At 67.9% G+C, this 14,365-nt stretch carries 14 protein-coding genes, 1 pseudogene and 1 riboswitch; of the genes and pseudogenes, 11 read left to right on the plus strand and 4 right to left on the minus strand.

Going from position 1 to position 14,365, the window contains the following annotated elements; translation table 11 throughout:
- Nucleotides 1–348 precede the first annotated feature (348 nt).
- Nucleotides 349–1,803, plus strand: coding sequence for a DUF5129 domain-containing protein (locus ABIB26_RS12435; RefSeq protein ID WP_354243331.1), 1,455 nt, complete (start codon nt 349–351; stop codon nt 1,801–1,803).
- A 22-nt stretch (nt 1,804–1,825) separates the two neighbouring features.
- Here the strand turns inward: ABIB26_RS12435 and ABIB26_RS12440 are convergent, their stop codons facing one another.
- Both ABIB26_RS12440 and ABIB26_RS12445 read right to left on the minus strand, forming a co-directional pair.
- A complete protein-coding gene (locus ABIB26_RS12440) occupies nt 1,826–2,017 on the minus strand; it encodes a DUF1918 domain-containing protein (RefSeq protein ID WP_354243333.1) in 192 nt (63 codons plus the stop codon).
- A 73-nt stretch (nt 2,018–2,090) separates the two neighbouring features.
- The gene (locus ABIB26_RS12445; protein WP_354243336.1) at nt 2,091–3,209 is read right to left on the minus strand and encodes a serine hydrolase; all 1,119 of its coding nucleotides are present in this window, start codon (nt 3,207–3,209) and stop codon (nt 2,091–2,093) included.
- A 266-nt stretch (nt 3,210–3,475) separates the two neighbouring features.
- On the opposite strand from ABIB26_RS12445, the gene ABIB26_RS12450 reads away from it, so the two are divergent.
- From ABIB26_RS12450 to ABIB26_RS12475, 6 genes are all read left to right on the plus strand, one after another.
- On the plus strand, nt 3,476–4,033 hold the full coding sequence (locus tag ABIB26_RS12450; RefSeq protein ID WP_354243339.1) for a dihydrofolate reductase family protein: 558 nt from the start codon (nt 3,476–3,478) through the stop codon (nt 4,031–4,033).
- A 27-nt stretch (nt 4,034–4,060) separates the two neighbouring features.
- Complete coding sequence (locus ABIB26_RS12455; protein ID WP_354243342.1) at nt 4,061–5,326, plus strand: APC family permease; 1,266 nt, start codon at nt 4,061–4,063, stop codon at nt 5,324–5,326.
- Between the two features lie 80 nt (nt 5,327–5,406).
- Complete coding sequence (locus tag ABIB26_RS12460; RefSeq protein WP_354243344.1) at nt 5,407–6,201, plus strand: phosphatase PAP2 family protein; 795 nt, start codon at nt 5,407–5,409, stop codon at nt 6,199–6,201.
- Between the two features lie 10 nt (nt 6,202–6,211).
- Complete coding sequence (locus ABIB26_RS12465; RefSeq protein WP_354243346.1) at nt 6,212–6,946, plus strand: DedA family protein; 735 nt, start codon at nt 6,212–6,214, stop codon at nt 6,944–6,946.
- Between the two features lies 1 nt (nt 6,947).
- Nucleotides 6,948–7,622: a response regulator transcription factor gene (locus ABIB26_RS12470; RefSeq protein ID WP_354243348.1), complete on the plus strand. Its 675-nt coding sequence runs from the start codon at nt 6,948–6,950 to the stop codon at nt 7,620–7,622.
- Nucleotides 7,615–8,682 (plus strand): sensor histidine kinase, encoded by a 1,068-nt coding sequence (locus ABIB26_RS12475; RefSeq protein ID WP_354243351.1) that lies wholly within the window; start codon nt 7,615–7,617, stop codon nt 8,680–8,682. The genes ABIB26_RS12470 and ABIB26_RS12475 overlap by 8 nt, the downstream gene beginning before the upstream one ends.
- 75 nt (nt 8,683–8,757) lie before the next feature.
- On the opposite strand, the gene ABIB26_RS12480 is transcribed toward ABIB26_RS12475, so the two are convergent.
- Nucleotides 8,758–9,507 (minus strand): hypothetical protein, encoded by a 750-nt coding sequence (locus tag ABIB26_RS12480; protein ID WP_354243354.1) that lies wholly within the window; start codon nt 9,505–9,507, stop codon nt 8,758–8,760.
- An 8-nt stretch (nt 9,508–9,515) separates the two neighbouring features.
- Nucleotides 9,516–9,702: riboswitch (cyclic di-AMP (ydaO/yuaA leader) on the minus strand.
- A gap of 178 nt (nt 9,703–9,880) precedes the next feature.
- Between ABIB26_RS12480 and ABIB26_RS12485 the strand changes: the two genes are divergently transcribed.
- Nucleotides 9,881–10,135 carry a hypothetical protein gene (locus ABIB26_RS12485; protein WP_354243357.1) on the plus strand — a complete coding sequence of 85 codons (255 nt, stop codon included), beginning with the start codon at nt 9,881–9,883 and terminating at the stop codon, nt 10,133–10,135.
- Between the two features lie 15 nt (nt 10,136–10,150).
- Here the strand turns inward: ABIB26_RS12485 and ABIB26_RS12490 are convergent, their stop codons facing one another.
- Entirely contained in the window at nt 10,151–10,819 is a 669-nt protein-coding gene (locus tag ABIB26_RS12490) for a DNA alkylation repair protein (RefSeq protein WP_354243360.1), read from the minus strand.
- 139 nt (nt 10,820–10,958) lie between these two features.
- Here ABIB26_RS12490 and ABIB26_RS12495 point away from each other — a divergent pair.
- The 3 genes and pseudogenes from ABIB26_RS12495 (at nt 10,959) to ABIB26_RS12505 (ending at nt 14,272) form a co-directional block, all read left to right on the plus strand.
- Nucleotides 10,959–12,479 (plus strand): annotated as a pseudogene (locus tag ABIB26_RS12495) (HNH endonuclease).
- 364 nt (nt 12,480–12,843) lie between these two features.
- Nucleotides 12,844–13,905 (plus strand): glycoside hydrolase family 16 protein, encoded by a 1,062-nt coding sequence (locus ABIB26_RS12500; protein WP_354243363.1) that lies wholly within the window; start codon nt 12,844–12,846, stop codon nt 13,903–13,905.
- A 190-nt stretch (nt 13,906–14,095) separates the two neighbouring features.
- The gene (locus ABIB26_RS12505) at nt 14,096–14,272 is read left to right on the plus strand and encodes a CsbD family protein (protein ID WP_354243366.1); all 177 of its coding nucleotides are present in this window, start codon (nt 14,096–14,098) and stop codon (nt 14,270–14,272) included.
- The last annotated feature ends 93 nt before the right edge of the window (nt 14,273–14,365 follow it).

Genomic DNA, 14,365 nt, shown 5'->3' on the forward strand with positions numbered 1-14,365 from the left:
GAGGTTCTTCAATGAGGCAACGAAGCCATCAACCGGAGGTTTTCAGATGAGGCAACGAATCACTTTTCCCGGAGGTATTGCAATGAGGCAACAGGGAGTCTTGTGACCCGTGCTGCGGGCCGCCGGCCAGGAGCGAACTGATCCCGGCCAGTAGGAGCGTGCGGCCCCGGAACCGGCCAGCGGCATCGCCGCCATGGCGGGGGGCGCCATTGACAATTACCCCGAGCCCGGAGGCGGCGGCAGCGAGCGCCGGGACGACAGCATGCTGCCCGACCAAACCGAAACCGCGGCCCGCGTGGTTGGCCAGGCTTCGTCGACGCGGCCGACGGTAAGCACTACGCTCAGCAAATGGGAGTCATGCGGAAATTCTTCGGCGTCCTGGCCTTGGTCCTGATCGGGCTGGCAGGCACCGGGCCGACCGCCCTCGCTGTCCGGGGGGTCGACGTCGTCGTCGAGGACCGTGCGGGGGTGCTGGACCGAAACACCCTCCTGCCCGCAGTGCAGTCCATTGACTTCTACCAGCCCACGAAAGTGGCCGTGTACACCTACAACGGAACGGCCTCGGCCAACCTCAATGAGGAAGTCCTGCGATTTGCCCGCGCCGAGCACCCCGAATGGATCAGCGCGGACGGGCAGAAGTGGGCGGACGGGCTGTTCATCTTCGCGCTGGATCCGGTGGGTCGGCATGTCGGGACCTACCTGGGCGAGGACCGCAAGGTCTCCCCTGAACAGCGCGATGACATCCAGGACGCGTCCAAGGAACTGCTCCGTGACGCCCAGTGGACGGACGGCACGATTGCCGGCATCAGGCGCGCGGCCGAGCTGATCAACCAGCCGTGGTACCGGTCCGCAGCCTTCCTCATCACGGCCTGGGTGACGGCGGCGGCGGCCGCCGCCGGGGCTGGCACGTGGCTGATGGTGCGCTGGCGGACCCGGGTGAGCAGCCGGAAGGAACTCGCCCGCGGGGACGCCAGTTATGCGAACGTGAGCATGGACCTGCAGGTCACCGAGCTCAACGCCGGCACCATTCCGGAGGCCTCGCGCTATGGGAGCACAGTGCTGGAGAAGCACCGCAGCTTCATGGCCAAGTACAACACCGCCACCGGACTCTCCAACCAGGCGCACGCGTTCTCTGCCAAGGAGCTGAGCCGGCGTCGGAACCTGGCGCTGGTGCGGAGCTACGCCGATGCCGCCGCCGAACTCGACGCCCTGGACGACGTCATTGCCGACACCAACGCACTGCTCAACCGCGGATCGTCCTGGGACCGGGCCTGGGACCGGCAGCTGGCCCCGTTCCGCAACGACCTCGCCGCCGTCGAGCAGATGCTCAGCAAACGCCACGCCCAGGGTGACTCCGCGACGGCCGCCGCCCTCCGGTCCTTCCGCGAGCAGAGTCATCGCGAGCTGGAGCGCTGGACCTCTGAACTGGCCGATGGCACCACCACGCCGGAGACGGCGCTCGACCGCCTGCGCGACGCCCGCACGCAGCTTTCCGAACTGCTGAAGAACCATGCCGACACCGTGATCAACGGCTTCGCCAAGAGCGAGAAGGAAGCCAGCCTCATGCGCAAGGAAATGGAGAGCGCCCAGGCCGGACCCAAGGCCAGGTACGGCCGCAGTTACGAGCCCAGCATCCTCGGCACGGTCTACCCGTCCTATTACTTCTTCTCTGTGCCCACCTTCAACTCCGGCTTCAACACAGGCGTCAGCAGTGTCAGCAGCGCCCGCGGCGGGAGCAGCACCACCGGCTACGGCAGCAGCGGGGGCAGCTTTTCCGGCTCCGGCAGCTCATCGAGTTTCTAGCGGCGGGTTCCAGCCGACGGCGTCAGCTTTTCTGGCTGCTTTCGACGACGAAGTCACCGCCCGGAAACAGGATGGTCTCGTGGCCGTCGTCGAACCTGACATGATACGGCGGCGCCCCGTCGGCGCCCTTGACCTCGAGGATCTCACCGTGCCGGTCCGAAGACTCCACGGTGTGGCCCCGGATGATGATGCGGTCTCCTTGGGTTGCTTTCATTCCATTCACCTCCCTTGTCCAGCCTACGGTGGTCCGCCCCGCCATGGAACGGTCATCAATATCGGATCGGCCCTCAGAACAGACCGGCCGTGACGGCCTGCGTCAGCTCGTGGATGATCCGGGTACGGGCCGCCATGTCCGACGTATTCTTGCCGAGGGTGTACACCACGAAAACGTAGGCCCTGTCCCCCTGGACGAGAATGCTGGCGTCATGCAGATTCCCGAAGAGCAGGCCGTACTTGTGGAAGACATCAATGCCGGCCGGCACCGCGGCTGGGATGAGCGTTTCGTAGTTGGTGTGCTGCATGTATGAGAGCAGCTGGGCGGTGTTCTGCGCATTGAGCAGCTGGCCCGAGTAGAGCAAGGAGAGTGTCTTTCCTGTTTCCGCCGGGGACAGGAGGTTCGCGGTGCGGTCGTAGCTGATGCCCAACGACGCCGCGTAGGCGGTCATCCCCTGCTGCCCGACGGCGGCCAGGATCAGCGCCCATGAGTCGTTGTTGCTCTGCTGGACCATCTGCCGGATCTGGACTGCCGCGGTGGACGAGCCCATCCGGGCCGTCAGGGAGGCCCGTCCGGTTTCCACCAGGTGGTAGTAAGCCGACGCGGCCAGGATCTTGGCCGTGCTGGCGGCGACGAACTTGGTCTTGTCCCCGTATTCGTGGACCACGCCGTCTTTCACATCGATGAGGGCCACCCCCACCTGGTACCGGCTGTTGGCCTCGATGATCGCGTTGATCGGGGCGTCGAATGCGGGGCTGAAGGGCACCGGACCCTGGTCCGGAGCCTCGACGACGGGCGGAGGCTCGACGGCGGGCGGGGCCGCCGGGGAGACGGGCGGGGCCAGCGGGGAGTCAGGCGCCTCCGCGGCCGGCGCCGGCGCGGCCGGCGCCGGGGCGGGAGCAGGGGCGGAAGGTGCCTGTTTTGCCGTGGCGGCCTCATTGGGCGCGGCGCTGGCCGTGCCCGGGGCGCCCGGGGCTGCTGACACTGACGTTTCGGGCCGCGCGACCGCATCAGCGGGCACACTGGACTGGATGGACACGTAGACGGTGGTCGCCGCAATCAGGGCCAGGGCCGCTGCGGCCGCCGTCAGGACCCGCGGTCGGAGCCTGCGGAAGTAACCGGGCGCAGGATTGTCTTCACCCTCGCTGTGGTGGCGTGAGGGGTAGTGCCGGCGCGGTTCCGTGGAGTCCACGGCGTCTCATCCCGGGCACATGGAGGTTTGTCGGATATCGGGAAAGGGCCCCGTATCGGCTGACGCCCCAAGTACGTTCGCAGGCATGCGTTCCCCCGAGTGTCAAAGAATCTGCGGTGGATTTTAGATTTCCTGAATTGTGCTGCAGGCCGGGCGGGAGCGCAAGGCATCAACCTTGGAAAATCCTTGGGTCCGGCGGCTCACGCCCTGGACTGTTGCAGGGGTCAGGGGCGTACGCTGGGCCCGTGAACACGGAGGAGTCCGGAATGCGGAAAATCATCCTGATGATGCAGGTTTCCTTGGACGGGTACATGGAAGGGCCGGGCCGGGACATCGGCTGGCATATGGTCGACGAGGAACTGCACCGCCATTTCAATGACGAGCTCCGCACCATGGGTGGGTTCCTGGACGGCCGGGTCACCTATGAACTGATGGCCGATTTCTGGCCGACGGCGGACAGTGACCCCGCAATCAGCGGCCCGATGAGCGAATTCGCCGGCATCTGGCGCGACATGCCCAAGATCGTGTACTCCCGGACCCTGGAATCGGCGGGCTGGAACACCACCGTGGTGCGTGAGGTCGTCGTCGGCGAGGTAAGGGCACTCAAGGCACAACCCGGCGGTGACCTGGCGCTCGGCGGGGCGGACCTTTCCGCGACCTTCCGGCGCCTCGGCCTGATCGATGAGTACAGAATCTACGTGCACCCCGTGCTGATCGGGCGCGGCAAGCCCCTGTTCGGGCCCGCCGACGGAACCACCCAGCTCCGCCTGGCCGAGCACCGCGGCTTCAGCAACGGCGTCGTGCTGCTGCGCTACGCGGCGTAAGCAGGCACTCCAGGAAGGCGTCCAGCGTTGAGTTCCCACCCCCGTCTGGCCCGCAGGCTGAACACCTTCGATGCGGTGGTCATAGGCCTCGGGTCGATGATCGGCGCGGGCGTGTTCGCCGCTTTCACGCCCGCGGCCCAGGCGGCCGGGTCCGGACTTCTGATCGGCCTGCTGCTCGCCGCCGTGGTCGCGTACTGCAACGCGACGGCTTCGGCCCAGCTTGCGGCGGAATACCCGACCTCCGGCGGGACATATGTTTACGGGCGGGAGCGGCTCGGCCCCTGGCCCGGGTTCCTGGCCGGGTGGGGTTTCGTGATCGGGAAAACCGCCAGCAGCGCGGCCATGGCCCTGACCTTTGCCGCCTACGCCGCGCCGGCCGGGTGGGAGCGGCCGGTGGCGATCGCCGCCGTCGTGCTGCTGGTTGCCGTGAATTACCGGGGCGTGACGCGCACCGCGGCCCTGACCCGGATCATTGTGGTGGCCGTGCTAGTGGTCCTGGCCATCGTGGTGGCCGCCTGCTGGGTCCCCGGCGCGGCTGGTCCCCCGAAGCTGTTCGACGGCGGCGTCCTCACCCACGGCTGGTACGGAATCCTGCAGTCCGCAGGTCTGCTGTTCTTCGCGTTCGCCGGCTACGCCCGCATCGCCACGATGGGGGAGGAAGTCATCAACCCGCGCAGGACAATCCCGCGCGCCATCGTGATCGCACTGGGGATCGCCGTCGCGGTCTATGCCGCCATCGCCGTCAGCATCCTCGCGGTCCTCGGCGCTGACGGAATTGCCGGCACGCCGGCCCCGCTTGCCGCCGCCGTCGCCGCCGGTTCCTGGGACTGGGCATCGCCGATCGTGCGGTTGGGCGCCGCACTGGCGGCGCTGGGCGCCTTGCTGGCACTGATCGCGGGGCTGGGCCGGACCAGCCTGGCCATGGCCCGCGAGGCCGATCTGCCCCGGTGGCTGGCCGCCGTCCACCCCCGCTTCAAAGTCCCGCACCGGGCCGAACTGGTCCTGGCTGCGGTTATCTGCGTCATCATCGGCGTGGCCGAGCTGCGCGGAGCCATCGGCTTCTCTTCCTTCGGCGTCCTCATCTACTACCTCGTGGCCAACGTCTCCGCCTACACCCAAAGCGGCGAAAACCGCCGGTACCCCAAGGCCCTGCAGCTCATCGGCGCCGTCGCGTGCGTGGTCCTGGTGGCAACCCTGCCGGTGGAGTCCGTGATCGCGGGGCTGCTGATGTTCGCGGCCGGCGTCGTGTACCGCGTGGTGCGCCTGCGCCTTGCGACAACCCGGAATCCCTGATCGCCGCCCCATCACTGCCGGGAGTCACTTCTTAAGCGATTCTTAACGGCCCCGCGGGAGAGTTGTACCAGGCGCCGACCGTGCGCACTGCCCCCGAACCGGAGGATCCCATGCCTGGACGCGCCCCCATTGACCGCGTTGCGACACACCCCGGACCTGCCGCTGCCCGCCCCGCGGACAGCCCAGTGTTCTGGGCCATCCCGCAGGCACGCCACTGGCTGCTGTGGGGAATTCTGCTCTCCGCCGCGGTCCTCGCGATCGGCCTGGCGGCGCAGCTCATGCCCGGCGGCAGCGCAACGGAGTTCGGCGTGGACCAGAATCTCAGCCAGCACCATGTGGCGGTTTTGACCGGCGTGGCGATGGCACTGAACGTGGTGTTTGGCCCGATGGCCGGCGTCGTCCTCATTGCTGCCGCTGCACTCTGCCTTTGGCTGGTCCGTGGTTCCCTGGTGAGGGCCGTTGTATTCGGCCTCGTGGCCTCGTCCGGCTGGGTGGCCAGCGAGTTCTTCAAGCTCATCATCGCCCGCCAGCGGCCCGACCCGGGGCTGCTGTTCGATCCGCTCTCGCCGGAAACCGGCTCCAACAGCTTCCCCAGCGGCCACGTTTGCTTCGCCGTCGCACTCGGTTTTGCACTGTATTTCCTGGCCCGCGGAACCCGCTGGGCCAAGGCCACGGCCTTCGCCGCTGTGGCGATGGCCCTCGTGGTGGCCTGGTCGCGGCTGTACCTCGGGGTCCACTACCCCACCGATGTGGCGGCCTCCTTCCTGGCGGCGAGCGCTGCGGTGATCCTGCTCGCCGGGCTGTGGAACCGCTTCGCTCCCCTCATCGTGGACCGCCTGCCGGCCGCGGCATTCATCCGGCCAACCCGATCCTAAGGACGTGACCATGCACGGTATTTACACATCAGGACTCGTTACGGCCGCGGCCGGAACCCCCTCCTTCCTTGACCCCGCGAGCCTGCTCGAGGGGCTCGGCCCGGCCGCGCTGGGCGTCATCGCCCTGATGGTCTTCATCGAATCAGGTGTGCTGTTCCCCTTCCTGCCCGGGGACTCCTTGCTCTTCACCGCGGGCCTCCTGCATCAGCAGTTGCAGCTGACCCTGCCGGTCCTGATCGGCGTCGTCACCGCAGCTGCCATCGCCGGCGATCAGGTCGGCTACCTGCTGGGCCGCACCTTTGGCCGGAGATGGTTCAAGGACGATGCCCGGATCCTGAAGACCGCCCATCTGACCACAACGGAAGACTTCTTCCGGCGCCACGGCGGTGCCGCCGTCGTGCTGGCCCGCTTCGTGCCGATAGTCAGGACGTTTGCGCCGTTGAGCGCGGGGATCGCCCGTTACGGGTACAAGTCCTTCACGCTTTGGAACATCGTCGGGGCTCTGGCCTGGGCGACGTCCGTGACCCTGTTGGGCACCTGGCTGGGCCACTTCGAGATCATCGCCAAGAACATCGACGTCATCGCCGTGGTCATGGTCCTCGTCTCCGTCCTGCCGTGGGGCATCCAGCTGCTCAAACGCCGTCGCCAGGGCAGCCGTGCCTCTTGGGACGGCACGGAAGCCGATACCGCAAACAACACCGCGGACGGTGTGTCCTCACAGGATTTGGCGGGGAAGAATAGCTGACATGACCACTGCAGCCCTGCCCTCCCTGCTTCTCGTGGAGGACGACGCCGTCCTGGGGCCGCTCATCGCCGCGCTACTGGCGGAGGACTACCGGGTGAGGCTCGTTGCCAACGGCCAGGACGGACTGCACCTGGGGCTCACGGAGACCTGGGATGCGATGGTGATCGACCGCGGCTTGCCGGTGATGGACGGCATCAGCCTGATCAGGGCATTGCGGGAGAAGGGGATCTCCACCCCCATCCTCATCCTGACCGCGCTCGGGGACACGGCGGAGAAAGTCAGGGGCCTGGATGCCGGTGCCAACGACTATGTGACCAAGCCGTTCGACGCCGGGGAACTCGCGGCACGCCTGCGCGCCCTGACCCGCACTTTTGCCCCGGCCTCCACGCCGGTGGGCTTCGGCCCGTGGGAACTCGATCCGGCGTCGCGCTCCGTACGGTCCGTCTACGGACGACTGGTGTCCCTCACAGCGAAGGAGGGCGAACTGCTCGGTGCCCTGGCCGCGGAACCGGGCCGGGTCTTCACCCGGGAAGAACTGCTCAGCCAGCATTTCCAGGCCACGGACCAGCCCGGCCTGATCGACACCTACGTCCACCACCTCCGCCGGAAGATCGCCAAAACCGTGATCCGCACGGTCCACGGCGTCGGCTACCAGATCGGCGACGCCCATGAATAGCACCGCACCGCAGGCCGCCGAACCGGACCTGGACACCCTGCGCAGGGCCTCCCTCAAGGTCGCCCTGCGGATCAGCGCCGCCTGCGCCGTGCTGGTCCTCTGCCTCCTCGCCGCCGCCACCGTCTACCTGATGAACAAGCTGGCTCACCCGGACCTGCCATCCGCCACCGTGGCCGGGAAGGCCTACACCTATCTCGACTCCAAGGACCTGATCGAGGCCATGATCATCGCCGGGGTAGCGGGGATCGTGCTGGCCGGCGGCGTCGGGTGGCTCAGTGCACGGAGCGCCATCCGGCCCCTGGGGGAAGCGCTGGCCCTGCAGCGGCGGTTCGTCCAGGATGCCAGCCATGAACTGCGCACCCCCCTCGCCATCCTCGACGCACGCATCCAGCTGGCCCAACGCGACGCCGCGCCGGACTCCAAACCGGGCCAGGCCTTGGTCAAAATCCGGGAAGACACGGCAACGCTCACGGGGATCGTCAATGAGCTGCTCTTGGCCGCAACGAGGGGGACGCCGGACCCAGCGACAGAACCGGCCGATTTGGCCGACGTCGCGTCCTCCGTCACCGAGAGCCTGCAACAACTCGCGGCACGCCAGGGCGTCCGGCTCACCTTTTCCGCGGATGCGTCCGACGGGGCGTCCGCCAGGGCTTCCGCGGGCGATTCCGGAGGCGGCTCCGGCAGCGATTCCGGCGGCGGCCGGCCTCTGGCCCGCATCGACCAGAACTCCCTCCGCCGCGCGGTGCTCGCCCTGGCCGACAATGCCCTCGCCCACACCCCGGCCGGCGGACAGGTCACCATCAGCACTGCGGCAGAGAACAACCACGCGGTCATCACCGTGGCGGACACGGGGGCTGGGATCACCGGCGTCGACCAGGCCCGGATTTTTGACCGCTTCGTCAGGACTCCGGGCGCCGATGCGCCGCGCCGGCAGAGAAGCTTCGGCATCGGTCTGGCCCTGGTCCGCGAGATCGCCACGGCCGCCGGCGGCACCGTCGAGGTAGCCCGGACAGGTCCGGAGGGAACCACCATGAGGCTGGCGCTTCCCCTGGTTCGCTGACGCGACGGCATGCAGAAGGCCGGCAATCCGCTGCCCCCAAGGCAACTGATCACCGGCCTCTTTCGCTGCTGTGCGTCAGACTCCGGCGCGGACGAACGTCACGGGGCCCGTGGCGGTCAGCCACGACAGCGGGTGCGCCACGGTTGTATTGCCGTTGATGCCGCCGCTGACGGCCTGTCCGTTGCCGGCGTAGATGGCAACGTGGCCGGACTGGACGATCATGTCGCCCGGCTCCGGAGTCGCCACAACCTTGCCGTACTTGAGGAACGCCGTCGGGCCGATGTCGCCTACCGGAATGCCGGCTGCGCCGAGCGCCTTTTCGACCATCGCAGTGCAGTCCTGCATGATTCCAACCTGGCCGTAGGCGGCCGAAAGCAGCGCGGCGTTGACGCCGCCGGCTGCCGGGGCAGCGGCGGGAGCCGGGGCAGCTGCCTGGACCTGCACGGCAGCCTTAGGAGCTGCGGCAGGCTGGGGGGCGGCGGCGGGGACGGCTGCAGCCGGCTTGGGCTGTTCGACGACGGGCGCCGGAGTCGAGACCACGGCCGGACGCTCGAAGGCGATCTGAACAGTGGAATCCGCGCTGACCGGAGCGGAGACCTGACTGTTGACGTCAACGGACGACGCCGGTGCGGCGTTGCGCTCGACGGGTGCCTCCGCCGCGTTGGCGGCCATGGCGCTGCTGAGTACCAGACCTGATGCTGCGGCGATCACGGCGGCCTGGCGGCCGATCGTGCCTGCATTGCCCGCAAATGCGGAGGAAATTGCCGAAAGCGGGCTCGTGGTGGTGGTGCCGCGATGGCGCGCGGAAGTATTGCGTGAAGTCATGAATGTAGCCTCTCCCAATGCCTGCGAGGTGAGCTGTCGGATTCGGATGGGAGGCACCCGGCCGCACTCGGGGCCCGCGTTGCGGGCCGTGCGGCTTCACCCCAAGACCTGCCTGTCAGCTGGTCAAAAAGTGGTTTCCCCGTCTCTGCCGGACGTTGATGCGAGTTATCCCCGGGGCCGCGGCAGAGTTAGGCAATCGGCTGGGGAGCGCCCGTATCGGAGACAACAGGCACCTAACAACGGTAACGGGATAATCACGGAATGTCACATTGAGGTAACGGGGCGGGGGTCCAAACGAGGGCTTTTTCCATCTGCATCCCCGGGCTCAGGCATAGGATGATGCCAGCAGCGATCCCTGAAGCGGAGGCCCGAAATGAACAGCCACTGTGTCGCCATCTGCCAGCTGAGCGATCAGCCTCAGGAGGATTTTGACGTCAACACCGAGCTGCTGATCCTCGAAGGCCAGGAAGTCCGCGTCTCAACCTGGGACGCTGAGCCCCGCGACGGCGGTTTCGACGCCCATGTCCTGAACGACCGTGTGGATGCACTCGGCTTTATGGTGGTCACGGACTGGCAGTTCCTGGATGGCAAGGCCTACGCGGTTGTGCAGCGACGGTCGGACAGCTGATGCGGGACGCTTCCGTCACGTCCCGGTGGCCGTGAATTCCAGCTCTGGCCGGTGTTTCGCGACGTCGTCGAGCACCACAGCGACTGCCTCCCTGAGGAGGTCGGCGTCGGTATCGGCGTCCGCGTCGTGCTCCGGCGAGACGGCCAGCGCCGCCTTGGCCAGGCCGACAAACTTGCGCCAGTCTCCCCCGCCGGCCCGGAGCGCCCGGAGCGGCGAGAGCAGGGCGGCGCGGCGCAGCCAGACGTCGGGTTCCCGGGCCCAGCGGTCCAGCACGCTGTCCGCTCGTACCCTGCCCAGCAGGTCCAGTCCCGAAACCAGCGGGCCGACGACGTCGACGGCGAGCGGATCGGCCAGCTCCCGCAATTGCGCGGTTCTCAGGAAGCCTTCAATCCGGGTCAGGTCCGCGTTGTCCAGCATGTGGACCTTGGACTGCAGCAGGACCACGGCCGCCAGCCGTCGCTCGAAAACCGGTACGGACCAAAGTTCTGAGCTCAGCGCGGTGATGTCATCATGCAGCAACTCGCGGTGGCGGCGCAGCGCGTCGCGGACAGTTCCGCGCACCGCCCCGACCGAGGCGCCATAGAAGCTCAGATCGCCGCCCACGCGTGCCTGCAACTCGTCCGCCCGGGACCAGGACCCTTCGCGTTGCAGCGAGGAATCGATAAACTCGCCGGCGTCGCTCATGGGACCATTCTTTCGCATTGTTGTGGGGTCTCCGCGTCTTTCGCATTGTTGTGGGGTCTCCGCGCCGGTTTCTAGGTGGCCTGTCTCCCGGCTCTTTCTGCCGGGCTTTTTTGTCTGACCCCGCTTCTAGACTGGGTTCATGGACGGCAAGCGAGAGCCCGAAGTGGTTCCGGGAGGACATGGCGACGCTGGAAGCGGCGCCGCGGTCACGGACGTCGCCCGCCTGCTCGGTACGGTCCGTCCCTGCCACGCCACGGATGCCGACGACGACGGCGGTGCCGGGCTGATCGACCAGCTCCGGCAGCTGGAGGACCTGAAGTCCGCCGCGGCCGCACTGCAAGCACGTGTTGCGGTCGCCTTCGATGCCGCCCAGCGGCGGGTCCAGCGCGCGGCGGGGATGCCGGCGGCCGAACTCGGGGCCGGGGTCGCGGCGCAGATCGCCCTGGCCCGGCGCGAATCCCCGGCCCGCGGCGGCCGGCTCCTGGGCCTGGCCAACGCCCTCGTCACCGAAATGCCCCACACGTTGGCCGCCCTGGACACCGGGCAGCTCAACGAATGGCGTGCCACACTGCTCGTGAAGGAAACCGCCTGCCTGAGTGCGGCGGACCGCTGCGCGGTGGACGAGGAGCTCGCCGCCGATACCGGCACGTTCGCCGGGGCCGGGGACCGCGCAATCGTTGCCGCGGCCCGGGCCTCGGCGTACCGGCGGGACCCCCGCTCCATCACCCAACGCGCCAGCCACGCCGCCGCGGAGCGGCATGTCAGCCTCCGCCCGGCCCCGGACACCATGTGTTACCTGACCGCCCTGCTCCCGGTCGCCGAGGGCGTGGCCGCGTACGCGGCGCTGAGCCGCCACGCCGACACCCTGCGCTGGCGGGGACCCCGGGGGCCGGGGTCAGCTCATGGCCGACGCGCTGGTTGAAACGCATCACGGGGAAGGCGGGTGGAATCAGCAGCATCGAGATCCAGCTCGTCATGACCGACCGCGCCCTGTTCCAGGGAGACAGCGAACCGGCCCGGCTCCCCGGCTACGGCATCGTCCCGGCCGGCTGGGCCCGCGATCTGCTCAGAGACGCTGACTCCGGCCCGGGCATCAGTTCGAGCCAGGGCCGCACCGACCCTAACCCCGGGGGCAACGGCAGTGGAGGCGGGGGCGGCACCGGAGCGGTCGCCGCGGTAGCCGGCGTCGCCCTGCAGACCTGGCTCCGCCGGCTCTACACCGCGCCGGGCAGCGGGGACCTTGATCGCGATGGATTCGAGGGCCCGGCTCTTCCCCGCCGGGCTCCGACGCTTCCTCCAGGCCAGAGACGATACCTGCCGCACCCCGTACTGCGACGCCCCGATCCGACACCTGGACCACGTCACTCCCTGGTCCGAGGGCGGAGCGACCACCGCCGCCAACGGATCCGGACTCTGCGAAGCCTGCAATTACACCAAACAAACCCCCGGCTGGACAGTTCGGCCGCGTCCCGGGCCCGCCGGTACCAATAGTCACAGGCACACCCTCGAGCTCACCACTCCCACCGGCCACAGCTACCACTCCACCGCGCCACCACTGCCGGGTGCAGCGCCGCCTGATGCCTGCCAACGGCGCGAGCTCCGCCACGATGCCAAGGCTCTCAAAAAACGCGTCCGTGCGAATGAGCCGATAGCGGCGTAGGACAGGCCGCCGCGACGCAAGCGGGCAGCCTACCCCGGTCATCTTCATTCTGCCCGCATTTCGGTTCTACAATTAGGCCGTCTCCGCGACCCGATCCCGCTCCGGCGCGACCAGCTGCTCGACGAGCTGCTGGACCCGACGTCGGCAATTTGCGGGCGAAGGTTACGATCAGGTAACGTTGGCGCCTGGCCGTCAAGGTCTGGCCCGCACGCAGGGCCCCGGATGCCCGCATGTCGGGCGCCGCTGCGCCGATCGGTGCCTGCTCGCTCCCGCCCAGTGCTGGGGGCTGAATGAAGCTTCGCGCATTCGTCATCGCCAAAGTTGCAGCTGTCGTTTGCGTCAGTCCCAAGCCCGGAGGGGTCCCTTGTTCAAGAAAATAGCCATCACGCTCACGATGGGCGCGCTGTCCCTGACCGGGTGCAGCATCGCTCCCGCAACAGATGGGGCTGCTGGTCCGCCAGCGGCTGGGCATGCGTCGGCGTCGGCCACCGCGCCGGCCAAGTCCGCCACTGCAGCGGCAAAGCCAGCGGCAACAACCCCAGCCCCTACGCAGACTGCTCCGGCCACCGACGCCGACGTCGCACCCGGCGCGGCCACCGCGGACGCGCCTGCTGCTTCTGCTACGGTCCCGGATGCGGCGCCAGCCGCATCAGCACCGGCCGTCGGCGCACCGGCCGCAGCAGTCCCGGCCGCGGCGGCGCCCGCCGTCGTCCCCGCCGCCCCAGCGCCCGCCGTCGTCCCCGCCGCCAACCAGGCAGCAGCTGCCACGCCGGGTAGGGGCACGCAGGCAGCCACCAACTTTGGGTGGGGCCCGGTTCTGGCCGGAGACGAGTTCTCCAACACCGGCGCCCCGGACCCCGCAAAGTGGAGTGTCTTCAAGGGTGCAGGACATTCGGGCAAGGGCGTCCGCAGCCCGCAGGCCTGGTCGGTCGCCAATGGCCTGGCCACGGTAAACGGTGATGCCGCAGGTACCACAGGCGGCATGTCGGCGAAGTTTGCCCAGCAGAAGTACGGTCGCTGGGAAACGCGCATGAAGACCAATGCCCGGGACCCGCAGTACCACCCGGTCCTGATCCTTTGGCCCAACAACAACACGTCCGCTAACTGTGCCGAGATCGACTACGCCGAAGGCAGCACGGACACCGCCATGATGAAGTTCTTCCTGCATTACGCCTGTGGCGGCAAGGATTTCCAGACCTACGCGGCGAAGCCGGTTGATAGCACGCAGTGGCACAACTATGCAGTCGAGTGGACCCCTGCCGGCATCACCGGATACCTCGACGGCGTGAAGACCTTCAGCGACACGAACCCGGCGCACCAGCCCACCGTGGGCATGCACCAGACCTTGCAGCTCGACTGGTTCCCTGACGGCTCCGCCACCACGGCTTCCCAGATGCAGGTCGACTGGGTCCGCGTTTACAAGTAACCCCAGCTTCGCCCCGCTCGAATTCCGGCTGCCCACCCCGTGAGTCCAACTTGCGGAGTGGGCAGCCGTTCCCGTTTCCCGCACTGATAGCGGCCTGGGCCGGGGTGCTTTTGGAGCCGGTCCGTCCCTACAATTAATTGTCGGTTACTGCGGTGTTCACGCTGCGGGGCCGCCTATTAAGGAGGACATCATGGGTTGGGGTGACAAGATCCATAACGCTGCCGGAAAATTCCACGGCAGGGGCAAGGAAGCAGCCGGTGCGGCCACCGGTAATGACAGGCTCAAGGCCGAGGGCAGGTCCCGCCAGTTCCGGGCCGATCTGAAGCAGGCCGGCGAAAAGATCAAGGACACGTTCAGGAAGCACTGATTCTTGAGCCGGAAAAGGGGTGCAGCCCGGACGGACTGCACCCTCCGCTGTGCTGCCGTCAACGCCGTGCTCCCGTCAACGCTGAGGTGCCGT

Origin of the sequence: Arthrobacter sp. UYEF20 (assembly GCF_040546335.1) — a bacterium.
Classification (GTDB): Bacteria; Actinomycetota; Actinomycetes; order Actinomycetales; family Micrococcaceae; genus Arthrobacter.

Bases quoted from the DNA above. Each gene is read 5' to 3' on its own strand.
- ABIB26_RS12435 (WP_354243331.1), top strand. From the start codon at position 349: ATGGGAGTCATGCGGAAATTCTTCGGCGTCCTGGCCTTGGTCCTGATC.
- ABIB26_RS12480 (WP_354243354.1), bottom strand. From the start codon at position 9,507: ATGACTTCACGCAATACTTCCGCGCGCCATCGCGGCACCACCACCACG.
- ABIB26_RS12505 (WP_354243366.1), top strand. From the start codon at position 14,096: ATGGGTTGGGGTGACAAGATCCATAACGCTGCCGGAAAATTCCACGGC.
- ABIB26_RS12475 (WP_354243351.1), top strand. From the start codon at position 7,615: ATGAATAGCACCGCACCGCAGGCCGCCGAACCGGACCTGGACACCCTG.
- ABIB26_RS12440 (WP_354243333.1), bottom strand. From the start codon at position 2,017: ATGAAAGCAACCCAAGGAGACCGCATCATCATCCGGGGCCACACCGTG.
- ABIB26_RS12485 (WP_354243357.1), top strand. From the start codon at position 9,881: ATGAACAGCCACTGTGTCGCCATCTGCCAGCTGAGCGATCAGCCTCAG.
- ABIB26_RS12470 (WP_354243348.1), top strand. From the start codon at position 6,948: ATGACCACTGCAGCCCTGCCCTCCCTGCTTCTCGTGGAGGACGACGCC.
- ABIB26_RS12465 (WP_354243346.1), top strand. From the start codon at position 6,212: ATGCACGGTATTTACACATCAGGACTCGTTACGGCCGCGGCCGGAACC.
- ABIB26_RS12450 (WP_354243339.1), top strand. From the start codon at position 3,476: ATGCGGAAAATCATCCTGATGATGCAGGTTTCCTTGGACGGGTACATG.
- ABIB26_RS12490 (WP_354243360.1), bottom strand. From the start codon at position 10,819: ATGAGCGACGCCGGCGAGTTTATCGATTCCTCGCTGCAACGCGAAGGG.